Consider the following 23,883-nt stretch of genomic DNA (forward strand, 5'->3'; position numbering starts at 1 on the left):
AAAGGCAAACAATAGCTAATGACAGCGCAATTTGAACATATTTCCGTACTAATGGACGAAACCATCGAAGGTCTAGCAATTAAGCCAGACGGTATTTATATGGATGGTACATTTGGCCGTGGCGGACATTCTGGACAAATCTTGGCGCGCCTTGGTGAACATGGCCGATTACAGGCCATTGATCAAGATCCACAAGCGATCAAGTCTGCCGAAAAGTTTGCCGACGATAGCCGTTTTGCCATTGCCCATACTCGCTTTTCTAACCTATACGAAGTAGCAGAGCAAAACGATCTATTAGGAAAAGTAGATGGTATTTTATTAGATATCGGTGTGTCATCACCACAACTAGACGATGCTGAACGTGGTTTTAGTTTTATGAAAGATGGCCCGCTTGATATGCGTATGGATCCTACTAGCGGCCGCAGTGCTGCGCAGTGGTTAGCCGAAGCTGAGCTGGAAGACATTGTTCATGTGATCAAAACTTATGGTGAAGAAAAGTTTGGTCGTCGTATTGCACATAAAGTACTTGAAGTGCGCGCTCATACGCCGATTACAACAACTAAGCAACTTGCTGATTTAGTTGACGAAGCAGTGCCAGTAAAGGATAAGTTCAAACACCCTGCGACGCGTACTTTCCAAGCTATTCGTATTTATATCAACAGCGAATTGGAAGAGATTCAAACGGCATTACAAGCTGCGTTGGGTGTATTAAAGCCCGGTGGCCGATTAGTGGTGATTTCGTTTCATTCACTAGAAGACCGTATTGTTAAACAGTTTATTAAAAAACAGAGTAAGGGAGCGGCGTTACCCAGAGGTCTGCCTTTAACTGATGCACAAATAAATCAAAATCTGACGTTAAAAGCAGTGGGTAAAGCTATTAAGCCAAGCCAAGCTGAAGTTGACCGTAACCCACGTTCACGCAGTTCAGTACTTAGGGTGGCACAGAGATTGGGATGAAGCCAAAAGCGAATCATCGACAACCCAATTTATTTTTAGAAATAATCAAAGGCCTAGGAGCAAACAAGTTAACCTCGGCCTTACTGGTTGTGATATTCGCATCTAGTTTGAGTGTGGTGCAGGTCACTCACTTTGCTCGCCAAGAGCTGATTGAACAAGATCAGCTGTTACAACAGCGAGATGAACTCGATTTAGAATGGCGTTATCTATTAGTTGAAGAAGAGTTTTATTCGCAACATGCGCGCATTGAAGAAATTGCTATTGAGCAACTGCAAATGAAACGGTCCACAAGCCAAGACGAACAGGTGATAGTACTGCCATGAGAAGTAGAGGAAAAAAACCAGTAAATAGTTTGATCACATGGCGTTTTATGCTGGTGTGCTCTGTGGTGCTGCTGGTTTTTGTGACTTTAGTATCTCGTGCTGCTTATTTGCAAGTTATCGAGCCTGATAAAGCCCGTTCAGAAAGTAATAAACGTACCGTGCGCGTGGAAAAGTTGCATGTGCAACGCGGGATGATTTTTGACCGTAATGGCAAAGAACTTGCTGTTAGTGTGCCCGTTGTAAGTGTATATGCGGATCCTAAAGCATTACATAAATCACTGCGTGCTAAAGTGCTCAAGCAAGCGCGCAAAAATGGCGAAGATGAGAATGCCCTTGCAGAAAATACCGCGCTACTTGAACAACGTATTGCGCTGTACTACAAAAATGATTTACGTTGGCGTGAGCTTGCCGATGTACTGCGTATTGAACCGAAAAAAATTAATGGTCGCTTGCGGGATGATGCCAGTCGCCGCTTTGTTTATCTAAAACGCCAAGTAACCCCTGCCGTTGCCAATTATATTGGCGATTTACGTCTGCCTGGTATTCATTTATTAGATGAATCAAAACGCTATTACCCTGCCGGAGAAGTCACCGCACATGTGCTTGGTTTTACCAATATTGATGGTAAAGGTATCGAAGGCATAGAGAAGCTTTACGAAAACGCATTAACTGGCGTTGAAGGTCGTCGCACAATTCGTAAAGATGCACAGGGGCGTGAAGTTGAAGTGCTTGATGAACGTGAACGGATTGAACCCGAAAACATCCAGCTTAGTATTGATCAGCGTATTCAAGCGATAGCCTATAAAGCGGTTAAATCAGCCGTGCTGACCTACAAAGCAACGTCTGGCTCTGCGATGGTGGTCGATGTGAGAACTGGTGAAGTGTTAGCGATGGTTAACAGCCCGTCTTTTAATCCAAATAATTTAAATGATGCAGCGCCGCATAAACGCCGTAACCGAGCGATCACGGATTTGTTCGAACCAGGTTCAACCGTTAAGCCTCTAGCCATATTAGCTGGGTTAGACTACGGCTCAATCCAACCGGATGATAAAATTGATACTTACCCAGGCTGGATGCGCATCGGTGGTACGTTAGTTACAGACTCGCGTAACCATGGTGAAATGACCTTACGTGAGATTTTAAAGTACTCCAGTAACATGGGTGTGACAAAAATAACGCAAGATGTACCGAAGGATTACTTTGTTGGCTTGTTCCAAAAAGTTGGCTTTGGTTCTGATACAGGCACCGGCATGGTTGGTGAAAGTAGTGGCTTGTTTTATCCGAATCGACGTTGGTCTGACCATGAAATTGCAGCACTTTCTTTTGGTTATAACGTTGCTGTAAGCACCGCACAAATGGCGCGTTTTTATGCCATGTTAGGTGCCGGCGGGATCAATAGACCGTTGACCATCCTCAAGCAAGATTCAATCCCTGAAGGCGAGCGTATTTTTCAACAAAAAGATGTTGAAGCGGTTGTGCATATGATGGAAAGCGTTTTTGAAGAAGGTGGAACAGCGAGCCGCATAAAAGTTGATGGTTATCGTGCTGCGGGTAAAACGGGTACCTCTAAAAAAGCCGCTGCAGGTGGTTATGGTGATGAGTATGTTGGTTACTTTACTGGTATAGCACCTGCGAGTAATCCACGTTTAGCTGTTGTTGTAATGATCAATGAGCCCGGTGGAGATGTTTATTATGGCGGTGCAACTGCAGGACCAGTGTTTGCAGAAATAATCTCCAATGCGTTAAGAATTTTAAACGTGGCACCAGACAAAGGCTCGGTTGCCTACGTGAAGGGCATAGATGATGATGCGTGATTTAAAAATAATTTTACAACAAATAGAAGTAGCAGCAACAAGCTTACTAGTAAAGCACTTGCGTTTGGATAGTCGAGATGTCACCCCTGGGGATGTCTTTGTAGCAATTAAAGGTCATCAATTAGATGGCGGACAATTTATTGATAAAGCGATTGCAAATGGTGCAGTTGCAGTAATTGCTGATCGTTTATGTGAGTTTGAATGTGATTTTGAACCGCTTTATTTAATTTCCGATTTGAATAAGAAATTGCCCGCATTAGCGAGTCATTTTTATCAGCAACCAAGTAAACAATTAGATGTGGTGGGTGTTACTGGCACCAATGGTAAATCAACCACCACTGCGATGATTGCTCATTTAGCTAAGTTTTGCGACACCCAATCAGCGATTATCGGTACGCTTGGGTATGGGCAACCAGAAAGTTTAACTGAGTTAATTAATACCACACCGTCTTGTGTTGATTTACAAAGAATATTAGCGCAACTTGCCACTGACAATAACAAACTGGTGGCGATGGAAGTGTCATCACATGGTTTGGTACAGCAGCGTGTTGCGAAAACGCACTTTAAAGCTGCTGTGTTTACCAATTTATCGCGTGATCATTTAGATTACCACGGTGATATGGCCAGTTATGCCGATGCAAAGTTAATGCTAATGCGAGATTTTGACGCGCAGCTGGTGGTACTAAATCAAGATGATAACCAAGTAGAGCAATGGTTAGAACAATACGATTTTAATAACTTAGTGTGTTATGGCCATAAAAACTTGCAGCCAAAAGGTGCTAAGTTTGTATACTTCACTGATGTTTCTTACCATAAAACCGGTATATCGGCACAGTTGACGACAAGTTGGGGTGATATTGCTATTACCTGTCCGCTGTTTGGCGAATTTAATTTATATAATTTAGCGGCTGCAATCGCAACTTTACTTGGTTTAGGTTACCCATTAGATCAACTGGCAGCGGGTTGTGCAAGCTTGCAACCAGTTGCTGGACGCATGCAAGCATTTAGCGCGCCAAACCAACCAACCTGTATTGTTGATTATGCTCACACGCCAGATGCGTTAGCTTTAGCATTGCAAGCATTGCAACAACATGTGCCCGGTGGCGTAAGTTGTGTATTTGGTTGCGGTGGAGACCGTGATAAAGGCAAGCGACCAATGATGGCCCAAGCGGCTGAGCAAAATGCTGATAAAGTAATTATTACCAGTGATAACCCGCGTAGCGAAGATCCATGGCAGATCATTAAAGATGTTGCTGCTGGTTTAAGCCAGCCTGACCGTGCGCACTTAGAAGCTGACCGTGCTCATGCTATTGCCTTTGCAATAGATAACGCAAATGCCAATGACGTAGTGCTTATTGCAGGTAAAGGCCATGAAGATTATCAAATAATTGGTACGCAACGGATAGATTTTTGCGATCGTAAATTTGTCCAGCAGCACTTACAACAAAAGCAAAAGCTAGACCCACAAGAACAACAAATAAGAGGATCGCAGTTATGATCCCAATGGATTTTGATTGGCTAGCAAATGTGCTAGCAACTGATTATCAAGGTGATAATCAAACAGTAAAAAATATTAATACAGATACTCGCACCGTATGCGAAGGAGAAGTATTTTTAGCGCTACAAGGCCCTAATTTTGATGGCCATCAGTTTTTACAACAAGCGAAAGACAAAGGCGCAATAGCCGCTATTGTTAGTCAAAAAGTTGCCGTTGATATTCCACAGTTTTTAGTTACGGATACGCGTATTGCGCTAGGCGAAATTGGTGCTGCGGTAATGGCCAGTGTGGCACCAAAAACTATCGCAATTACAGGCAGTGTCGGTAAAACCACAGTAAAAGAAATGTGCGCAGCTATTTTAGCTCCTCACGGTGAAGTACTGTCGACTAAAGGTAATTTTAATAATGACATTGGCGTGCCATTAACCTTGTTACGCCTAGAACCGCAGCACAAATATGCGGTGATTGAGCTTGGCGCTAACCATATTGGTGAAATTGCCTATACCACGGCGATGACTAAGCCAGATGTTGCCGTTGTTTGTAATGTGGCAGCTGCGCATATTGAGGGTTTTGGCTCTCTTGCGGGTGTGGCAACGGCTAAAAGTGAAATTTACGATGGTTTGAAAGAGCATGGCATTGCGCTAGTTAACTGTGACAGCGAATTTAGTGATGGTTGGCTTACTAAGTTACAAGGGCGCAATGTAAAACGTTTTTCAAGCACTGAAAAACTAGATATTTGGGCAGAAGAAGTCAGCCTCGATGAGCAAGCTCAGGCGTCTTTTTATATTTGTACCAAGCAGCATCGAGTACCCGTTAAGCTTGCATTGCCAGGTCGTCACAATGTTACAAACGCCCTTATAGCAGCTGCATTAACCTGTGAATTTGGCGTTAGTCTTGAGGCTGTGGCAACGGCACTCGCAACCATGGCTGAAGTAAAAGGCCGAGTAAACATTATTCAAGTCAATGAAACACTAACCGTGATTGATGACACTTATAATGCCAATGTGCAATCGGTTAAGGCTGCAATTGATTTATTACGCGACCTCCAAGGTCAGCGTATTTTAGCGTTAGGTGATATGGGAGAACTTGGTGAAGAAGCCGCGCTTTATCACCAACAAGTTGGCGCCTATGCCAAACAACAAGGTATTGATGAGTTGTATAGCTTAGGTGTACTGAGTCAATACGCCAGTGATGAATTTGCTAAACCACAGCGGCATTTTTCAAGCCGCGAGGAACTGTTGCAACAATTACAAGCACAGTTAACTGACTCAGCACAAAAAACCACCATAGTCGTGAAGGGATCGCGCAGTTCTCGCATGGAATTATTAGTACAAGATTTAGTTAACAGCCAGCAAACTGGCCGCAATGGAGTATCTCAATGTTAGTTTGGCTGGCCGAGTATTTAACACAATATTACAGTGCATTTAATGTGTTCTCGTATTTAACCGTTCGCGCTGTATTTGGTATTTTAACGGCACTATTAATTTCTTTATATTTTGGCCCTAAGTTGATCCGAGCATTGCAAAGAATGCAAATTGGTCAAGTGGTTCGTAACGATGGCCCGGAGTCGCATTTATCGAAAAAAGGCACCCCAACCATGGGAGGCTTGTTAATTTTAGCGTCTATTTTTACCAGTACTTTGCTGTGGGCTGATTTAGCGAATAAATATGTATGGGCTACCTTGTTTGTGATCGGCTCATTGGGAATTGTGGGCTTTGTTGATGATTACCGTAAAGTGATCCGCAAAGATCCAAAAGGGTTGATTGCGAAATGGAAGTATTTTTGGCAGTCAGTGATTGCCTTAGTGGTTGCCTGCGCATTATTTTTTACTGCTAATCATGCCAACGAAACATCATTAGTAGTGCCGTTTTTTAAAGATGTATTACCGCAGCTAGGTTTGTTTTACATAGTTATGACTTACTTTGTCGTGGTGGGGACGTCAAATGCTGTGAATCTGACCGATGGCTTGGATGGTTTGGCCATTGTACCGACTATTTTAGTGGCAGCAGCACTGGCTATTATTGCTTACTTAACAGGTAACGTGAATTTCTCTGCTTACTTGCATATTCCACATTTACCATTGGCCAGTGAGTTGGTTGTAGTATGTACCGCCATTGTTGGTGCCGGATTAGGCTTTTTATGGTTTAACACTTACCCAGCACAAGTATTTATGGGTGATGTTGGTTCATTAGCGCTTGGTGGAGCATTGGGTATTATTGCTGTATTAGTTCGCCAAGAGTTAATTTTAATCATTATGGGCGGTGTATTTGTGATGGAAGCACTGTCGGTTATCTTGCAAGTTGGCTCTTATAAATTACGTGGCCAACGGATTTTTAGAATGGCACCAATCCACCATCATTACGAGTTAAAAGGCTGGCCTGAGCCACGAGTTATCGTGCGTTTTTGGATAATTTCTATCGTGCTAGTGTTAGCTGGCCTAGTAACATTAAAGATCAGGTAAATGACGTATTTAAACGAGATGAAAAACAAACATATTACAGTGCTCGGACTCGGTGTAACCGGTCTGGGCATTGTGCGTTTTTTATTATCTCAAGGTTTAACGCCTAATGTAGTTGATAGTCGCCAATCACCGCCCGGTTGTGATTGGTTGCAACAACATGCGCCAAATTTAACGACGCAGTTTGGTGATTTAGCAACTGCACAGCTTGAAAGCGCCGATATGATCATCATCAGCCCTGGTTTAAGTTTAACACTTCCAGCAGTTGCACAAGCAATGCAAGCGGGTGTTGAAGTGATTGGTGATATTGAGTTATTTGCCCGTTTAACAGACAAGCCGGTGGTGGCTGTAACAGGCTCTAACGGTAAATCGACTGTCGTTACGTTGGCTTATGAAGTATTGAAAATGGCTGGTTATAAGGTCGGACTTGGCGGAAATATTGGTACTGCCGCACTGGATTTATTAGCTGATGATTTTGATGTTTACGTATTAGAGCTATCGAGTTTTCAGCTCGATACGATGCACAGCTTAAAGCCGGTTAGCGCTACGGTACTTAATGTGTCGGAAGATCATTTAGATCGTTACCCGAGCTACCAAGCCTATATTGATTCAAAACAAACGATTTATGCTAATGCCGCGCTGGCTGTAGTAAATAAGACTGACCCAGCAACGTATACACAAACAATGCCGCAATTAAGCTTTGGCTTAGAAAATGCGAATTATTGTTTAATGACGTATCAAGGTGACAGTTACTTTAGTTATCAAGGCAAAGCTCTATTGCCTGTTAGTAGCTTGGCCGTAGTTGGTCGTCATAATCAGCTAAATGCGTTAGCGGTTATGGCATTATTGAGCCCATTTGATATCAGTGCTAGTCAGTTTGCACAAGCTTTTAGCCAATTTACTGGCTTGGCGCATCGTTGTCAGTTTGTTGCCGAGCAAGCGGGGGTTAAATATTTTAATGACTCTAAAGCTACGAATGTCGGGGCCACCATTGCGGCGATAGAAAGTTTAGCCGATCAGGCCAAGCAACTAGTGGTGATTGCCGGAGGCGATGCCAAAGGCGCTGATCTCGATAGCTTAAAGCCGTATTTACAACAGCAAGTTAAAGCGCTTATTTGTTTTGGTAAAGATGGCAAAGCACTGGTTGCGTTGACTGACAAAGGCCACTTAACAGAAAATATGCAGCAAGCGGTGATGCTTGCCAAGCAACTTGCCACTGCGGGCGATATTGTGTTGCTTGCACCTGCATGTGCCAGTATCGATATGTATAACAATTATATGCAACGTGGCGATCACTTTAGCCAATGTGTTTTAGCGGAGGCAGTATGATCGCATTTGCTGATATCCGCGACTCTTTAACTCCTAAGCCATCGGCGCAGTTATACGATGTGCCACTGTTATATTGTGTGATCATGCTAATTGGCTTGGGGTTTGTGATGGTGACGAGTGCGTCGATGCCGACCGCTGATCGCTTATTTAACAATCCCTATCATATTATTATTCGCCACAGCATGTTTTTGGCGATGGGCTTTGTGCTGTTTTGGATCACCTGCTGTGTACCAATGACCTGGTGGAAACGCTCGAATCCTTACTTATTACTGTTTGGCATGGCGCTACTGATAGTGGTGTTAATCGTTGGACGTGAAGTGAATGGCGCAAAACGTTGGATCCCAGTAGGTCCAGTGGGCTTTCAGGTTGCTGAAGCGGCTAAATTATTCTTTTTCAGTTATATCGCCGGTTACTTAGTGCGTAAACGCGAGGAAGTTCAAGAAAACATCAAAGGCTTTGCTAAGCCAATCGCAGTGTTTGCAGTTTACGCATTGTTGATTTTATTACAGCCCGATTTAGGCACTGTGGTGGTGATGTTTGTAACTACCGTAGGCTTATTGTTCTTAGCTGGGGCTAAGTTATGGCAGTTTTTTGCCTTGATATTAACAGGCGTAGGCTTAGTCGTATTGCTCATTATTGTTGAGCCATATCGGATGGCGCGGGTGGTCGGTTTTCTAGAGCCATGGGATGACCCATTTGGTAAAGGCTACCAGTTAGTACAATCGCTGATGGCATATAGCCAAGGTGGTTGGTTTGGCCAAGGTTTAGGTAATAGTGTGCAAAAATTGCAATATTTACCTGAAGCCCATAATGACTTTATTTTTGCGGTGATTGGCGAAGAGTTAGGTTTTATCGGTATCGTCAGTATTTTAATGGTGTTTGGTACTTTGGTGTTTAGAGCACTGTTAATTGGTCAGCAAGCACTTAAATGTGGCAAAGAATATGAAGGTTACTTTGCATTCGCAATAGGTATTTGGTTTGCATTTCAAACCATGGTTAATGTGGGGGCGAGTGCCGGTATTTTGCCAACCAAAGGTTTAACCTTGCCGTTTGTATCTTATGGTGGCTCAAGTTTACTTATCATGACTATTGCGGCAGGTATTTTATTACGCGTGGATTTTGAAACCAAAATGGCCACTAAACAAGCAACATCCGGTGGAGGCAAGCGATGAATAAAAAATTAGTCGTTGTTGCTGGTGGTACTGGCGGGCATATTTTTCCCGGCATAGCTGTGGCTGATCACTTAAGGCAACAAGGTTGGCAAGTGAGTTGGATTGGCACTGCTGATCGAATGGAAGCGCAGGTTGTACCAAAGCATAATATTGAGATTGATTTTATTAATGTTAAAGGTGTACGTGGCAATGGCCTTGCACGTTTAGTAAAAGCCCCTTTTATGGTGATTAATGCCATATTACAAGCACGCAAAGTATTGAAAAAACAACAACCTGATGTTGTGTTAGCAATGGGCGGCTATGTTACTGGGCCGACTGGCATTGCCGCAAAAAGCTTAGGTATACCACTGGTGATCCATGAGCAAAATGCGGTTGCCGGTATGAGTAATAAGTACCTAGCCAAGTTTGCCAATAAAGTGTTGGCTGCATTTCCGCAAGCATTTGCCTCTGGATACAGTGACGTGGTTGGTAATCCGGTACGAGCCAGCGTAGCAAATGTGGCAATGCGGGAAGTATCAAGTCCGGTTAACGTGTTGGTCGTTGGTGGCTCGTTAGGTGCGCAGGTGCTAAACCAAACTTTGCCAGCAGCATTTAAACAGCTCAGTGAAGAGTTTCAGATCAATACATGGCATCAAACAGGTAAAGGTCATTTAGGCTCAGTAACACAGGCATATCAGCAGCAAGGTTTTAGTGCTGAACAAGCTAAGGTAGCTGAGTTTATTGATGATATGGATACCGCTTATGGCTGGGCAGATATTGTAATTTGCCGCGCGGGGGCGTTAACCGTCAGTGAGATTGCTGCTGCAGGAAAAATGGCCGTGTTTGTGCCGTTTCCGCATGCGGTTGACGATCATCAAACTGCGAATGCAAAATTTTTAGTTGATGGCAATGCGGCATTATTAATGCCACAGGGGCAGTTCAATCAACACAGTATTGTTGAACTATTACGCCCGTATTTAGCCAAACCAGCATTAATCAGTGAACTTGCAAGCAATGCTAAGCAATTGGCGACACTAGAAGCTACTGCCAATGTCGCATGGCATTGTATGGATGCCGCAGGTGTCCCCTTGTCAGCGCTGCAAGTAACAGAAAAAAGAGATAATTAAGTGAAACAAATGTCAACACACAAGAGCACTCGCCCGGCAATGCGCCGAATTAGCACTATCCACTTTATTGGTATTGGTGGCGCAGGAATGGGCGGTATTGCCGAAGTACTCGCATTTGAAGGATATCGTATTACTGGCTCTGATATTGCCCATAGTGCAATGACCGAACGTTTGATCCAAGCTGGCGCTGAAGTGTTTATTGGCCATCATCAAAGTAATGTTAAAGATGCCAATGTAGTGGTGGTTTCAAGTGCAATTGATGAAACTAACCCTGAGATTATTGCAGCTAAGGCGGCACGTATTCCGGTTGTGCGCCGTGCAGAAATGTTGGCCGAGCTAATGCGCTTTCGCCACGGTATTGCTATCGCTGGCACTCATGGTAAAACCACCACCACTAGTTTGATCGCGAGTATTTATGCTCAAGCTGGGCTGGATCCAACCTTTATTATTGGTGGCTTACTTAATAGTGCGGGTAGTAACGCAAAAGTCGGTAAAAGTGATTTTTTAATTGCTGAAGCTGATGAGAGTGATGCGTCATTCTTGCATTTGCAACCTATGGTATCGGTGATCACTAATATTGAAGAAGATCACATGGATACCTACGGCGGTAGCTTAGAAAAAATGAAAGATACTTATGTGGACTTCATTCATAACCTGCCTTTTTATGGCCTTGCTGTGGTGTGTATCGATTCAGAAGTGGCAGCTGAGCTTATTCCGCGATTTGGCCGTCCTGTGATCACTTATGGTGAATCAAGCGACGCCGATTACCGCATGACTGATTTTAGCCAAACGGCAAATACCAGTCAGTTTAAAGTGCGCACTAAGCAAGGTGATGAATTAACTGTGCATTTAAATATGCCAGGTAAACATAATGCATTGAACGCCACTGCAGCGATTGCTGTTGCAAAAGATCAACAAATAGCTGATCACGCGATTTTAGAAGCATTGCAACAGTTTGAAGGTATCGGACGTCGTTTTCAGCATTATGGCGATTTTGAAAACGAACGTGGCAAAGTAATGCTGGTGGATGATTATGGTCATCACCCTTCAGAAGTTGCAGCGACTATAGCGGCAATTCGCCAAGGCTGGCCTGATAAACGCTTAGTAATGATTTATCAACCACATCGCTTTACTCGTACTCGTGATTTATATGAAGACTTTGTAAAAGTGTTAGCCGATGTTGATCAGTTATTATTGCTTGATGTATACGGCGCTGGTGAAGAGCCAATTATTGGCGCAGACAGTAAAAGTTTATGTCGTAGCTTACGTCAACGCGGTAAAGAACCACTGCATGTTGCAAGTAGCTCTGAACTAGCTGGAGTATTAGCTGATACGTTACAAGATAATGATTTAGTTATAACCCAAGGTGCTGGTAATATTGGTCAATTAGTAAAAACACTCGCGGCGACATCGCTGTCGATTGAGCAACTTAAGCAGGTAAAGGTATGACGCAATTAAACACACAGTTTGGCAAAGTGGCAGTGTTGTTTGGTGGACACTCAGCTGAGCGCGAAGTATCACTAAAATCAGGCCAAGCGGTATTGAACGCATTACAAAATGCGGGCGTTGATGCCATTGGCTTTGATCCAAAAGAGCAACCGTTATGGCAATTAAAAGAACTCGGCATTGAACGAGTATTTATCGCCCTGCATGGTCGCGGTGGTGAAGACGGTACTATTCAAGGTGCACTTGAGTTTATGGGGTTGCCATACACTGGCAGTAACGTATTAGGCTCAGCATTGGCGATGGATAAAATACGTTGTAAGCATTTATTTAAATCTGCGGGCTTGAGCACTGCGCCTTATGCGGTGGTGGATAGCAAACGTGGTTTTGATGCGACAGCGATAATGAATGAACTGAAAAAAGTGATGGTAAAACCGTCGCACGAAGGTTCTAGCATTGGTATGGCGCAAGCAAATAATGCGCAAGAGCTTGAAGCTGCTTTAGCCGAAGCGTTTAAGTTTGACAGCCAAGTACTGGTTGAGCAGTGGATAACAGGGCGCGAATTTACAATCACTGTACTAGGCGATGAGGTACAGCCAGTAATTGAAATGACCACCCCAAATGGTTTTTATGATTACCAAGCAAAGTATCAGTCAAATACCACGCAATATCATTGCCCAGCAGACTTATCAGCTAGCGATACCACGCATTTACAAGCAATGGCTTTAGCGGCATTTGAGCTAGTGGGTGCCAGTGGTTGGGGCCGTGTTGATGCAATGCAAGATGCAGACGGTAACTTTTATTTGTTAGAAGTAAACACAGTACCAGGAATGACTGAAAAATCGTTAGTGCCAATGGCTGCTAAAGCAAATGGTGCAAGCTTTGAGCAATTAGTTGTTCGCATTTTGGAGCAAACGCTTTAATATGCATCCCTTTTTGGAAAAAGCGCAACAATTAAAACAGCAACTAAATTGGTCGCTAATTTTAGGTGTGAGCTTTTTTTTAATCGTGGTTTTCAGTTTGGTGCAAATCACCAGCGGCGTTAGACAGTGGTTGGTAGAAAATAAAGATGCGCAAATAAAGCATTTAGCGGTGTTGGGGAAACCTCAATACACAGATGAAAAAGCGATTATTAGCGCGATTAAAAAAGCCGACTTATCGAGTTTTTTTGATTTAGACGTGAAAAACATACAACGTCTAGTGCAAGACTTACCTTGGGTGGCTACTGCATCGGTACGTAAGCAGTGGCCAGATACATTACAAGTGTATGTGGTAGAGCATCAGGCTGTCGCAGTGTGGAACAGTGATTTATTACTTAACCAAAGCGGTGAAGTGTTTCAAGCTAGCAGTGCGAAGCTCAGTGACGAGCTGCCACAACTTTATGGCCCTGAGGGCAGTGAATTTGAAGCATGGGGAGCTTTCAAGCAGTTTGATGAAATGCTTAAGGTTAATAATTTAAAGTTAACCAGCCTGGCATTGTCAGAGCGATTTTCATGGCAGTTATGGCTCGATAACGGTATTCGCCTTAAATTAGGGCGTAAAGAAAAAGCTAAACGGGTACAACGGTTTATAGATGTTTACCCGCGGATGGAAAAACGTGCAGATGCACAAGTAGATGTAGTGGATTTACGGTATGATACCGGCCTTGCGGTGAGCTGGAAGCTCCTGGAAGAAGCGCAATTACAAAATAAGAGTAAGGCATGACTAAGTCAGCAGAAAGAAACCTAGTGATTGGATTAGACGTTGGCACCTCAAAAGTGGTGGCCACGGTTGGTGAAATCACCGCAGATAACAAACTCAGCATTGTTGGGGTTGGCAGCCAAGTGTCCCATGGTATGGATAAAGGCGGCGTAAACGACCTTAACTTGGTGTCGGAGTCTATTCGTCGTGCAATCGATGAAGCTGAACTTATGGCTGATTGCCGTATTAGCTCCGTGTATTTGGGGATCTCAGGTAAACATATTCAGTGCCAAAACGAAAGTGGTGTTGTGGCAATTAATAATACTGAAGTGACTGATGAAGACATTGAAAATGTTATTCATATTGCGCGCTCTGTGCCTATTTCAGCCGAACGTAAAATGCTGCATGCACTGCCGCAAGAATATAGTATCGATATGCAAGAAGGGATTAAAAACCCGCGTGGTATGAGTGGTGTACGAATGGAAGCACGTGCTCACATCATAACTTGCTCAAACGATATGGCGAAAAATATTGAAAAATGTGTTGAGCGTTGTGGTCTTGAAGTTGACCAACTGATTTTCACCGCATTAGCGTCGTGTTATTCGGTATTAACCGATGACGAAAAAGAGCTCGGTGTTGCGGTACTTGATATCGGTGGCGGTACGATGGATATCACTATTTATATCAATGGTGCGTTGCGCCACTCTGCAGTTATTCCTGTAGCGGGCAACCAAGTTACTGGCGATATTGCAAAAATATTTCGTACACCGATATCCCATGCTGAATCACTCAAGGTACAATATGCCTGTGCAAGTAGCCAAATGGCCAGCAGCGAAGAAACTATTGAAGTGCCTAGTGTCGGCGGGCGACCAGCGCGGTTAATGTCGCGTCATACCTTATCTGAGGTGGTTGAGCCACGTTTTAGAGAATTATTTGAATTAGCGATGGAAGAAATACATCGTTCAGGATTAGCAGACCAAATTGCAGCAGGACTCGTCATTACTGGCGGTAGTGCTAAAATGGCTGGCGCGATGGAAGTGGCTGAAGACATTTTCCAGATGCCAGTGAGAATAGGCAAACCTATAGGGATAGTTGGTTTGACAGATTATGTAGATGACCCTTCATATGCAACGGCGGTTGGCTTATTACAATATGGCCGCACAATGCAATCGATGAATGCACAAAAATCGAAACCTGAAGGCGATAATAATTGGTGGAACCGCATAACGAAGTGGTTTCAAGGCGAGTTTTAATACTCAAGTCGGAGAGTAAACATGTTTGATATAATGGAACAACACAGCGAAGAAGCTGTTATAAAAGTAATAGGCGTGGGCGGCGGCGGCGGTAACGCTGTTGAGCACATGGTTAAGCAACAAATTGAAGGCGTGCGTTTTATTGCCGCTAATACGGATGCTCAGGCATTACGTAACTCATCAGCAGATATTACTGTGCAACTAGGTACTCAGATCACGTCTGGGCTAGGTGCGGGTGCAAACCCTGATGTAGGTCGTAAATCAGCAGAAGAAGACGCCGATACTATTCGTGCCAGCCTTGAAGGTGCTGATATGGTATTTATCGCAGCGGGTATGGGCGGTGGTACTGGCACAGGTGCTGCGCCTGTGGTTGCCAAAATTGCTAAAGAGTTAGGTATTTTAACGGTTGCTGTAGTGACACGTCCGTTTGACTTTGAAGGTAAAAAGCGCGCAGCAGCGGCTGAACAAGGTATTAACGAATTGTCAGAAATTGTAGATTCACTTATTACAATTCCTAACAATAAATTGCTTAAAGTTTTAGGTAAAGGGACTACACTGTTAGACGCATTCGCTAAAGCAAATGATGTATTATTTGGTGCCGTGCAAGGTATTGCGGAACTAATTACTCGTTCTGGTTTGATTAACGTGGATTTCGCCGACGTACGTACAGTAATGTCAGCCATGGGTACTGCGATGATGGGCACAGCGTCTGCATCGGGTCCTGATCGTGCGCAAGAAGCTGCAGAGGCTGCAATCTCAAGCCCACTACTTGAAGACGTTGATTTAACTGGCGCGAAAGGCATCCTAGTTAACATCACTGCAGGTATGGATATCGCAATTGAAGAGTTTGAAATTGTTGGTAATCACGTTAAAGCATTAGCATCTGAAAATGCGACTGTGGTGGTTGGTGCGGTTATTGACCCTGAAATGACTGATGAACTACGTGTAACTGTAGTCGCTACAGGTTTAGGCGGCGATCGTCGTCCACAGTTTGGTATTGTCGATAACGGCTTTAAAAAAGCGTCAGGTTCTGATGTTAGCAGTTCAACAAACCAAACTAGCAGTATGTATGTACCAAGCTTTGCAAGCCAAGGTAGTGGCGATGAAATGACTGCTGCTCCAGCGATTGAAAAGCATGAATCGAGCAAGACAACGCAAAGCAATAGTGGTTTATCTAAAACTAATGATAGCGGTAAAAAGTCTGATAAATCAGAAGGTGGCGATTATTTCGACATCCCTGCATTTTTAAGAAAACAAGCAGATTAAGCAAAAAGGTAATTGTTTTTGTTTAAAAAGCGAACGAATTTGGCAGCTGGTCGTATATGTGATATAATCGGCGGTCTAACTGTAACTATAAGTGAGCGAAGCTATGATTAAACAGCGTACCATTGCAGAGATAGTCAAAGCCATAGGAATTGGACTTCACAAAGGTGAGAAGGTCACTATTACTCTCCGACCTGCGAGCGCAAATACTGGGATAGTATTTCGTCGTGTCGACCTTGATCCGGTTGTTGATTTTGAAACAACACCTGAAGCCGTTGGCGATACGCAATTATGTACCTGTTTAACTAACAAAGATGGCGTTCGCTTATCTACGACTGAGCACCTTATTGCTGCGGTAGCGGCAATGGGTATCGATAATTTGATCGTTGAATTAGATAGCTCAGAAGTACCAATAATGGATGGTAGTGCATTACCATTCATTTATTTGTTACAAAAAGGCGGCATTGCAGAGCAGAATGCGGCTAAGCGCTTTATTCGGATTAAAGAAAAAGTACGTATTGAAGAAGGTGATAAATGGGCCGAGATTGAACCATATGATGGTTTTCATATCGACTTTGAAATTGCTTTCGATCATCCGGCAATCAATGAAAGCCGCCAACGTATCGGTTTAGATATTACGGCACAAAGCTTTACAGAAGAAATCAGCCGTGCACGTACTTTTGGCTTTATGAAAGACATTGAATATATGCATGCTAATAACCTAGCTTTAGGTGGCAGCATGGATAACGCCGTGGTATTGGATGAGTTTAAAGTACTTAATCCTAACGGTCTGCGTTATAGCGATGAGTTTGTTAAGCATAAGATTCTAGACTGTGTTGGTGACATGTTTATGACAGGCCACAACATTTTAGGAAAAATTACAGCTTATAAATCAGGCCATGACCTTAACAATAAGTTACTTCGTAAAATTATGGCGACTGAGTCAGCATGGGAATGGGCAACATTTGATACCCCAGTATACATGCCAGCACCAGGTTTAGAAGTAGCCACAGCTTAATCGCAAACGCTTAAAACAGTTATAAAAAATGACGCTATCTAGCGTCATTTTTTTTGTTTAAATATTGCGGTTTAGTTTTTTAATGTTATACCAATCGTGTTAAGTTACTGACCATTTATAGCGACAGATAAATGGAGTGATAACAAGGCGTAAATTTTTGTTCTACTTAAAAATTATAACGCAGTTAGCGCTTTATTTAGCTCGCTAGAATGGTTAAATATTTAAGTCGATTGGTATTAAACCTTTTTACAATCCTAACAACTGTTGTAACTGTACCAGCTCAGTCACTTGGTATGTTGGTTCAATGCCTTCTGGCAGAACTGTGTTGGGGTGCTGTAGCCAGCAGGTATCAATCCCGGCATTTTGGCCACCTAAGATATCACTGCTTGCGGTATCACCGACCATCAAGATCTGTTCTTTTGGTGGATTACCTAACAGTTCAAAAGTGTGATAAAAAATTTCTGCGGCTGGTTTTGCAATTCCCACTTGCTCAGAGATAACTAAACAATCAAACATCTCTTTTAATCCGGTATGCTCTAAGCGACGTGCTTGTAGCTGGGTAAAACCATTAGTGATAATGCCTAATTTAGCATGCGGTTTTAGTTTATTTAGCAGTTCAATAGCGCCAGGTAATGGTTCGCAGATCTCAGCCATGGCAGTTAAAAAATCATCATTAAGCTGTTGAGCTGGAACATTGAGCTTATTAGCCCACTCACTAAATCGAGTGACTTGTAGGTGAGTAGCGGAAATAGTATTGTTTTGATACTCAAGCCACAACGGTTTATTTGTTGCTTGATAATGACTGTAATCAGCGTCATTAAAATCTACGCCATAAACTGCAAACATTCTTTTTAAGCCTGCATAGGCATTAAAGCTAAATAAGGTTTCGTCGGCATCAAATAAAACATGGGTGTACTTCATTAAACTTCCTTAGAGTAAAGCGCGGGATGAAGAAAAGGCGCCATAGCGAGTGTCAGCGCTTGCGTATAGGTACTTTCTCGGGTGGCATGATGATTAGTTAATAAACCAATAGCACCGCCTTGCTGTTTGATATTGGTAGTATTAAATGCGTTATCCATTACATCGCCAAGTTCTTTGCCTTGCAATAACGCATTATACAGGCTTGGGGGTAAAGGAAGGTTACTACTACGACCGATAGCACGTTGTTGGTTATCAGCAACGACTACAAATGCAAAGGTAGCGGGGCCGTAGCTAAATTGCTCAGCACCACCTTCCATTGCAACATAAAAATCAGCTTGGTAATGCTGTTGGCAATACAAGACACGATTTTGTGCGCCTATTCGTGTTTCATCTTCACCTATTGGCTGATCAGGTACTTGTGAAGGTGCATCAACTCCTTGACAATCAATCGTCATATTAGGGTAATAGAGAGAGAAAATACTGCGGGCAGCATTTATTTTTACCGGATTTTTGGAACCGACGAGAATGCGTAATGGCTCTGTCATGCTGATATCTCCTTTTATGATGAAGTCAGCAGTTTACATAAGCTATATATTTCAGCAAGCGTATTTCTTAAATAGGCAAATCAACGGGGGCTAATTCGGCAAGCGCACGCTTTTTAAGGATAATATCTTTGATAAGTGGGGTTAATACTAACTCCATAGCGAGTCCCATTTTTCCACCAGGGACCACTAAGGTGTTGATCCTCGACATAAAGCTGCCTTCTATCATACGTAGGTAATACGGAAAATCGACGTCATCTATGCCACGAAAACGAATAACTACAAAGCTTTCATCAAGGGACGGAATATCTTTTGCGCTAAATGGGTTTGAGGTGTCAACGGTTGGCACGCGCTGAAAGTTTATGTGAGTACGTGAGAACTGTGGCGTAATGTGATTAATGTAATCATCCATACTGCGGACAATTGAGCCCATAACAGCTTCGCGAGAGTGACCACGTTCAGAGGTGTCGCGGATTAACTTTTGGATCCACTCAAGGTTAATGATAGGCACCATACCAATTAGTAAATCAACATGCTTAGCTACATCATGATCTTCATCGACAACACCGCCATGCAGTCCTTCGTAGAATAAAATATCGGTGCTACTTTCCAGTTCTTGCCACGGAGTAAAGGTACCTGGTAGTTGATTGTATGGCACGGCTTCGTCAAAGGTATGCAAATAACGACGTAATTTACCTGCTCCAGTATCGCCATAGGTGCTGAACAAACCTTCTAGGGCTGCAAAGTCATTAGCTTCACGACCAAAGTAACTAATGTGTTTACCTTCTTGCTGCGCTTCGCGAACTTTTTTATCCATCTCAGGACGAGTATAGCGATGAAAACTGTCGCCCTCTATAAATGCGGCCTCAATATTAAGACTACGAAATATATGCTTAATAGCACTTGTCGTGGTGGTAGTACCCGCACCAGATGAACCAGTGATCGCAATAATAGGATGTTTAGCTGACATAATTTTTCTCGTTTTAAGTAGCTCTGTAGTTATAAGGCGTAGTAAGGGGGTAGGTCAAGTGACATATCAATAACAGACTTGGGAATAACTATAAAATAGCGCTATTATAAGGGCGATAAAAATAATTAGAGAATGATATGAAATTGACTTTACCTTGGCTAAGTTTTGTTGCCACCCTTGCAGTTACCCCTAATAGCGTTTTAGCTGCGATGCCAAAAAGCGAAATTTTACTTGCTAAACTTAACACAGAATATGGGTTACAAGTAAGCCGTATCACTAATAATGATGTTTATAATAATCAGCCTTTACTTACCAAAGGTGGTATTTATTTTACCCAAGAAGTGCAAAGTGAAGGGCAAAGTCAAACAGATCTAGCTTTTTATGATTTTACCAATAAGCAAGTAACTAATTTAACAAATACTGCTGTGAGTGAATACTCGCCGACTTTAACACCTAATGGTAAGGCACTGTCAGCTATCGTAGTCGAGGCGGATGGTAAGCAAAAGTTATGGCAATATCCGTTTGACGATAATGTTAAACCAAGTCGTATTTTTGAGTGGATAGAGCCAGTTGGTTATCATGCCTGGGGCGCCAAAGATGATATGGTGATGTTTATTTTAGGCGAACCACATACTTTACAATATACTCAGGTTGCTGCAGCGAAGCCAAAAGTGGTTGCTGAGCATATTGGCCGTACGTTGACATTTAACCATGCATTAGCTGCCTATACATTTAGTTATAGCAAAGCGCAGCAGCACTGGTTAGCAAGTTATGATCCGCAAGAAAATACCGTCACTGACCTCTTTCGTTTACCGCAGACGGTACAAGATTACGCATTTAAAGACGCTAATACGGTCATTTATGCGGTCGATAATCGTGTTTACCAGCGCCAGCTAAATAGCCCTGAACAGGTCTCTCTATGGCTTGATTTAACGCCTTTCTGTGACACCAATATTACCCGTATTAGCTACTTAAATGATCAACTCGCTTTTGTATGCGTTAAATAACTATAATATAAAACTTTGCAGGTTCTTGGCTGTGCTGTAGTTTACAGCTAAGAGCTTAATGAAAATCAAGGATATCCATGTCAGCTAGTCCAGAGCAAATCAACGAGCAACTTATTGCATTAGAGTGCCGTAGTAATTTTAGAATTAAGAATATCACTGAATATATGTTACCTAAGTCCAAAGAAGCAATTTATCTGCATATAGAAGGTGGCCAAGCTAAGCTTGTGCTTCGTCCTGCACTGGAAGTCTTTAGTGATGATTTTAATAAAATAGCAGGCGTTAACCGCATTAGCGGTTTTTTTCATAGTAGTGAAATGACACGGTTTCCAACGCGTATTTTTAAAAGCACGAATCCAATCCATTATGGAATTGGTTTTAAAATGACCAGCGTTGAAGGAGCAAAAGAGTTTATTTCTCAGCTAGTAAAAATTATCAATGGATAAATAACGCTGTTGATAAAAAACGGCAAGCCAATGGCTTGCCGTACAAATTAACGTTTTAAGAAACTATTAACTGAAGCTAGTTCACGTTCTTTGAGTGCAATACAATTATTTACGCTTTCTTCAAGCTTGCTTAAGGTACGGGCATAACCTGGCTCATCAGCAATTTTGCTCATAAAGAAAGTTTGCGTTTTTGCTAAGCTGCTGGCGCTACAACCTGAGGTGGTAAAGTTAGGCAGGTTAGGTACGAAGAAAGGTGGCAAGTTTGCAACTACCTTATCGTAATTCGCGTATATCCATTCAATAAACAAAGCTTCACGGGCTTTCGTGTAAGCCTGTCCTGACATAATCGTACGCATGTCAGATGCAGTGACATCGTCAGTTAAGCTGTAATTTAATACCTTAGTTTGTAGCTCTGGCGTGCCAAAGTAACTCATAGCCGCTAGCATTTTTGTACGCACTTGCGGATCTTTGGTAGTTTTAAAGGTATTTATATACGCATCGAGTAGGTTTTTATCACCATGGAATGCGGCTAAGTTTAAGTAGATTGACGCAAGGTACGGATCAACTTTTTCTGGGTTATTTAAGTAAACACGGGCTTGTGCCTTGGCGGTATTGATCACACTTTGATCTTCACCATCAAAACCTAAACGTGCAACTACTTGAGTACGTAATTGCGAGATTGCAGCATCTTCATTTACTTTTGCAGTTAAACCATACTGTTTAGCTGCAGGCATGATGCTTTTACGAATAAATTCAGGCCACAGGTCTTGGTTGCTTTCATCTTCAAAGGTACGCTTTTGTGCGGCTAAATAACCCAAAGCGGTATTAGCAACGCGTGGGTGTTTATCGCTTACAAAAACTTCTAGTGTTTGCATTAAATGTGCAGCAGAAATAACACCAGCATCTAGTAATGCATCAGCGGCAGACAATAACGCTAAACGTTCTCGTACTGTCAATGACTGCGCGGCGTTATCAATCAATGCAGCAAATTGTTTGTCATCCATCACCCAGCGGTAATAACCTAAAGCGCCTTGATCAGGATAAATCCACTCAGGTTCAAATTCAAGTTCAACAGTTTGATTGGCTTTAGTTAGTAATATATTGGCAGTTTTAACTTTATCGCCAGCACCGTATTTTATTGCAACTGGCACATTCCAAAGCTGTGCAGGAGCATCAACGCCCGCGTTAGTAAAGCGGCTTTGATTAATGGTAATCGTTTTACCTTGCTGAGTTACTTTGATCAGTGGGAATGAAGATTGTTCGATAAACGATTTTAAAACCGCTGCCACATCTTTATTTGATGCTTTACCAAGGGCTTGCCATAAGTCGGCTGCTTCGGCGTTTTTATACGAGAACTCTTTTAAATAAGCGCGAATACCCTGCTGGAAAGCCTCTTCGCCAATCCAGTTTTCAACCATAGCTAATACCGAGCTGCCTTTGCTATAAGCTAAGCCTAGGCCGTCCATAATATCGGCTTCGGTTTTGATTGGTTTACGAATTGGCTTAGTACTTAAACGAGCATCTAACGCCATAACGTTATTTTGCGGCAGGTCTAAATGTGATTCAAATTCAGGGTTAAGCTGGGCTGTGATTTTAGCAGCCATCCAGCTTGCAAACGCTTCATTTAGCCATAAGTCATTCCACCATTTCATGGTTACTAAGTTACCGTACCACTGGTGAGCAAGTTCATGAGCGATGATAGATACATTACGTTGTTTTTTATTGCGAGTCGCTGTAGCCAAATCAAGCAGCAAAATATCTTCACGGTAGGTAACTAAGCCTGCGTTTTCCATGGCACCGAATGGAAACTCAGGAACAGCGACTGAATCTAGTTTTTTATAAACATAAGGAATACCAAAGTAGCCTTCAAGCGCGGCCAATACTTTTGGCATTGCTTGCTCGGCATATTCACCTAAGTGAATTTTACCTTGTGGCGTGATCACACGGCCTGGAATTGGCATGCCTTTGACTTCACGCTCCTCAAATGGACCGACAGCCATAGCCACTAAGTATGAAGGAATTGGCGGTGTTTTATCAAAAAAGTGAGTGGTCATATCGCCATTAACGGTCGTTTTTAACTCAGGTGTATTGGCATACACTTTTTGAGAGCTAGGTGCTGTAATCGTTAATTGGAATGGAATTTTATAACTTGGTTCATCAAATACAGGGAATGCGCGGCGGGCATCGCTCATTTCAAATTGGGTAAATAAATACGGCACACCCTGATCTAAGGTTTTATACAGGCCAACACTTTGGCGATTATAGGGGGCAGTGAAGTCGACTTTAAGCGTGTATTTACCTGGTTGAATTTGCTCATCGCAGCTAAATTTTACTTTACCTGTTTTTAGCATTTCAGCACTTAAGTCACAGTTTTCTGCCCCAAGCAGTTTGGCCATTTGCGTTGCGTAAGCAACACCATTAAGCTCGATATAGTTAGTTGGCTTAAGTACTTCAAGGGCGATTTCGGTCATGCCGCTAAAGGCTTCTTGAGCTGGATCAAGCGTTAAAGATACGTGTTGAGAACTTGGTTTTGCGAGCTTTTCTAGGACAAACTCATTAGCATGAGCTGAACTTACTGCAATGGCCACACTGAGTGTGAGTAGGCTTTTAATAAACATAGATATCCCTGATATTTTCTTGTTAGAGTTTTGTGCACAGTTATCCTAACAGTTTTTAAGCAGTGAGT

At 42.7% G+C, this 23,883-nt stretch carries 21 protein-coding genes; 17 read left to right on the top strand and 4 right to left on the bottom strand.

Annotated features, from left to right (window positions below; all coding sequences use genetic code 11):
• Positions 1-18: 18 nt before the first annotated feature.
• From rsmH to lpxC, 15 genes are all read left to right on the top strand, one after another.
• On the top strand, positions 19-957 hold the full coding sequence (gene rsmH, locus H5186_RS14245; protein WP_145236860.1) for a 16S rRNA (cytosine(1402)-N(4))-methyltransferase RsmH: 939 nt from the start codon (positions 19-21) through the stop codon (positions 955-957).
• Positions 954-1,280, top strand: coding sequence for a cell division protein FtsL (gene ftsL / locus H5186_RS14250; protein WP_145236863.1), 327 nt, complete (start codon positions 954-956; stop codon positions 1,278-1,280). The genes rsmH and ftsL overlap by 4 nt, the downstream gene beginning before the upstream one ends.
• Positions 1,277-3,094, top strand: a complete 1,818-nt coding sequence (locus H5186_RS14255; protein WP_149980613.1) for a penicillin-binding transpeptidase domain-containing protein — start codon at positions 1,277-1,279, stop codon at positions 3,092-3,094. The genes ftsL and H5186_RS14255 overlap by 4 nt, the downstream gene beginning before the upstream one ends.
• Positions 3,087-4,592, top strand: a complete 1,506-nt coding sequence (gene murE, locus H5186_RS14260) for a UDP-N-acetylmuramoyl-L-alanyl-D-glutamate--2,6-diaminopimelate ligase (RefSeq protein ID WP_182718105.1) — start codon at positions 3,087-3,089, stop codon at positions 4,590-4,592. The genes H5186_RS14255 and murE overlap by 8 nt, the downstream gene beginning before the upstream one ends.
• Complete coding sequence (gene murF, locus H5186_RS14265) at positions 4,589-5,977, top strand: UDP-N-acetylmuramoyl-tripeptide--D-alanyl-D-alanine ligase (RefSeq protein ID WP_182718048.1); 1,389 nt, start codon at positions 4,589-4,591, stop codon at positions 5,975-5,977. The genes murE and murF overlap by 4 nt, the downstream gene beginning before the upstream one ends.
• A complete protein-coding gene (mraY, locus tag H5186_RS14270) occupies positions 5,971-7,053 on the top strand; it encodes a phospho-N-acetylmuramoyl-pentapeptide-transferase (RefSeq protein ID WP_145236872.1) in 1,083 nt (360 codons plus the stop codon). Before murF ends, mraY begins: the two co-directional genes overlap by 7 nt.
• Entirely contained in the window at positions 7,054-8,379 is a 1,326-nt protein-coding gene (gene murD, locus H5186_RS14275) for a UDP-N-acetylmuramoyl-L-alanine--D-glutamate ligase (RefSeq protein ID WP_182794612.1), read from the top strand. It begins immediately after the preceding gene.
• Positions 8,376-9,551, top strand: coding sequence for a cell division protein FtsW (gene ftsW / locus H5186_RS14280; RefSeq protein ID WP_145236878.1), 1,176 nt, complete (start codon positions 8,376-8,378; stop codon positions 9,549-9,551). Before murD ends, ftsW begins: the two co-directional genes overlap by 4 nt.
• Positions 9,548-10,657 (top strand): undecaprenyldiphospho-muramoylpentapeptide beta-N-acetylglucosaminyltransferase, encoded by a 1,110-nt coding sequence (gene murG, locus H5186_RS14285; RefSeq protein WP_145236881.1) that lies wholly within the window; start codon positions 9,548-9,550, stop codon positions 10,655-10,657. The genes ftsW and murG overlap by 4 nt, the downstream gene beginning before the upstream one ends.
• Before the next feature lie 9 nt (positions 10,658-10,666).
• Positions 10,667-12,106, top strand: a complete 1,440-nt coding sequence (murC, locus tag H5186_RS14290) for a UDP-N-acetylmuramate--L-alanine ligase (protein ID WP_259397186.1) — start codon at positions 10,667-10,669, stop codon at positions 12,104-12,106.
• Positions 12,103-13,023: a D-alanine--D-alanine ligase gene (locus tag H5186_RS14295; protein WP_145236888.1), complete on the top strand. Its 921-nt coding sequence runs from the start codon at positions 12,103-12,105 to the stop codon at positions 13,021-13,023. Before murC ends, H5186_RS14295 begins: the two co-directional genes overlap by 4 nt.
• Before the next feature lies 1 nt (position 13,024).
• Entirely contained in the window at positions 13,025-13,804 is a 780-nt protein-coding gene (locus H5186_RS14300; RefSeq protein ID WP_145236891.1) for a cell division protein FtsQ/DivIB, read from the top strand.
• Positions 13,801-15,033, top strand: a complete 1,233-nt coding sequence (gene ftsA / locus H5186_RS14305; protein WP_145236894.1) for a cell division protein FtsA — start codon at positions 13,801-13,803, stop codon at positions 15,031-15,033. The genes H5186_RS14300 and ftsA overlap by 4 nt, the downstream gene beginning before the upstream one ends.
• A gap of 21 nt (positions 15,034-15,054) precedes the next feature.
• Positions 15,055-16,299: a cell division protein FtsZ gene (gene ftsZ, locus H5186_RS14310; RefSeq protein WP_149980617.1), complete on the top strand. Its 1,245-nt coding sequence runs from the start codon at positions 15,055-15,057 to the stop codon at positions 16,297-16,299.
• 103 nt (positions 16,300-16,402) lie between these two features.
• Positions 16,403-17,314 carry a UDP-3-O-acyl-N-acetylglucosamine deacetylase gene (gene lpxC, locus H5186_RS14315; RefSeq protein WP_182718054.1) on the top strand — a complete coding sequence of 304 codons (912 nt, stop codon included), beginning with the start codon at positions 16,403-16,405 and terminating at the stop codon, positions 17,312-17,314.
• 246 nt (positions 17,315-17,560) lie between these two features.
• On the opposite strand, the gene yjjG is transcribed toward lpxC, so the two are convergent.
• From yjjG to H5186_RS14330, 3 genes are all read right to left on the bottom strand, one after another.
• Positions 17,561-18,235, bottom strand: coding sequence for a pyrimidine 5'-nucleotidase (yjjG, locus tag H5186_RS14320; protein ID WP_145236903.1), 675 nt, complete (start codon positions 18,233-18,235; stop codon positions 17,561-17,563).
• Complete coding sequence (yjjX, locus tag H5186_RS14325; RefSeq protein ID WP_145236907.1) at positions 18,235-18,780, bottom strand: inosine/xanthosine triphosphatase; 546 nt, start codon at positions 18,778-18,780, stop codon at positions 18,235-18,237. The genes yjjG and yjjX overlap by 1 nt, the downstream gene beginning before the upstream one ends.
• 67 nt (positions 18,781-18,847) lie before the next feature.
• Positions 18,848-19,747, bottom strand: coding sequence for a phosphoribulokinase (locus tag H5186_RS14330; protein ID WP_145236910.1), 900 nt, complete (start codon positions 19,745-19,747; stop codon positions 18,848-18,850).
• Positions 19,748-19,884: 137 nt separating this feature from the next.
• On the opposite strand from H5186_RS14330, the gene H5186_RS14335 reads away from it, so the two are divergent.
• Together H5186_RS14335 and H5186_RS14340 are read left to right on the top strand one after the other, a co-directional pair.
• Complete coding sequence (locus H5186_RS14335) at positions 19,885-20,754, top strand: hypothetical protein (protein ID WP_182739693.1); 870 nt, start codon at positions 19,885-19,887, stop codon at positions 20,752-20,754.
• 77 nt (positions 20,755-20,831) lie between these two features.
• Positions 20,832-21,197, top strand: a complete 366-nt coding sequence (locus tag H5186_RS14340) for a hypothetical protein (protein ID WP_145236916.1) — start codon at positions 20,832-20,834, stop codon at positions 21,195-21,197.
• A 47-nt stretch (positions 21,198-21,244) separates the two neighbouring features.
• Here the strand turns inward: H5186_RS14340 and H5186_RS14345 are convergent, their stop codons facing one another.
• The gene (locus tag H5186_RS14345) at positions 21,245-23,815 is read right to left on the bottom strand and encodes a M1 family metallopeptidase (protein ID WP_182718057.1); all 2,571 of its coding nucleotides are present in this window, start codon (positions 23,813-23,815) and stop codon (positions 21,245-21,247) included.
• Between the last annotated feature and the right edge of the window lie 68 nt (positions 23,816-23,883).

Source organism: Pseudoalteromonas sp. SG41-2 (assembly GCF_014164535.1).
In the GTDB taxonomy this organism is placed as follows: Bacteria; Pseudomonadota; Gammaproteobacteria; order Enterobacterales; family Alteromonadaceae; genus Pseudoalteromonas; species Pseudoalteromonas rhizosphaerae.

Coding starts and splice junctions, on each gene's coding strand:
- yjjG (WP_145236903.1), bottom strand. CDS start 18,235: ATGAAGTACACCCATGTTTTATTTGATGCCGACGAAACCTTATTTAGC.
- mraY (WP_145236872.1), top strand. CDS start 5,971: ATGTTAGTTTGGCTGGCCGAGTATTTAACACAATATTACAGTGCATTT.
- H5186_RS14255 (WP_149980613.1), top strand. CDS start 1,277: ATGAGAAGTAGAGGAAAAAAACCAGTAAATAGTTTGATCACATGGCGT.
- murC (WP_259397186.1), top strand. CDS start 10,667: ATGTCAACACACAAGAGCACTCGCCCGGCAATGCGCCGAATTAGCACT.
- H5186_RS14295 (WP_145236888.1), top strand. CDS start 12,103: ATGACGCAATTAAACACACAGTTTGGCAAAGTGGCAGTGTTGTTTGGT.
- ftsZ (WP_149980617.1), top strand. CDS start 15,055: ATGTTTGATATAATGGAACAACACAGCGAAGAAGCTGTTATAAAAGTA.
- H5186_RS14345 (WP_182718057.1), bottom strand. CDS start 23,815: ATGTTTATTAAAAGCCTACTCACACTCAGTGTGGCCATTGCAGTAAGT.
- yjjX (WP_145236907.1), bottom strand. CDS start 18,780: ATGACAGAGCCATTACGCATTCTCGTCGGTTCCAAAAATCCGGTAAAA.
- ftsA (WP_145236894.1), top strand. CDS start 13,801: ATGACTAAGTCAGCAGAAAGAAACCTAGTGATTGGATTAGACGTTGGC.
- H5186_RS14335 (WP_182739693.1), top strand. CDS start 19,885: ATGAAATTGACTTTACCTTGGCTAAGTTTTGTTGCCACCCTTGCAGTT.
- H5186_RS14330 (WP_145236910.1), bottom strand. CDS start 19,747: ATGTCAGCTAAACATCCTATTATTGCGATCACTGGTTCATCTGGTGCG.
- murD (WP_182794612.1), top strand. CDS start 7,054: ATGACGTATTTAAACGAGATGAAAAACAAACATATTACAGTGCTCGGA.
- murF (WP_182718048.1), top strand. CDS start 4,589: ATGATCCCAATGGATTTTGATTGGCTAGCAAATGTGCTAGCAACTGAT.
- ftsL (WP_145236863.1), top strand. CDS start 954: ATGAAGCCAAAAGCGAATCATCGACAACCCAATTTATTTTTAGAAATA.
- H5186_RS14300 (WP_145236891.1), top strand. CDS start 13,025: ATGCATCCCTTTTTGGAAAAAGCGCAACAATTAAAACAGCAACTAAAT.
- murG (WP_145236881.1), top strand. CDS start 9,548: ATGAATAAAAAATTAGTCGTTGTTGCTGGTGGTACTGGCGGGCATATT.
- lpxC (WP_182718054.1), top strand. CDS start 16,403: ATGATTAAACAGCGTACCATTGCAGAGATAGTCAAAGCCATAGGAATT.
- ftsW (WP_145236878.1), top strand. CDS start 8,376: ATGATCGCATTTGCTGATATCCGCGACTCTTTAACTCCTAAGCCATCG.
- rsmH (WP_145236860.1), top strand. CDS start 19: ATGACAGCGCAATTTGAACATATTTCCGTACTAATGGACGAAACCATC.
- murE (WP_182718105.1), top strand. CDS start 3,087: ATGCGTGATTTAAAAATAATTTTACAACAAATAGAAGTAGCAGCAACA.
- H5186_RS14340 (WP_145236916.1), top strand. CDS start 20,832: ATGTCAGCTAGTCCAGAGCAAATCAACGAGCAACTTATTGCATTAGAG.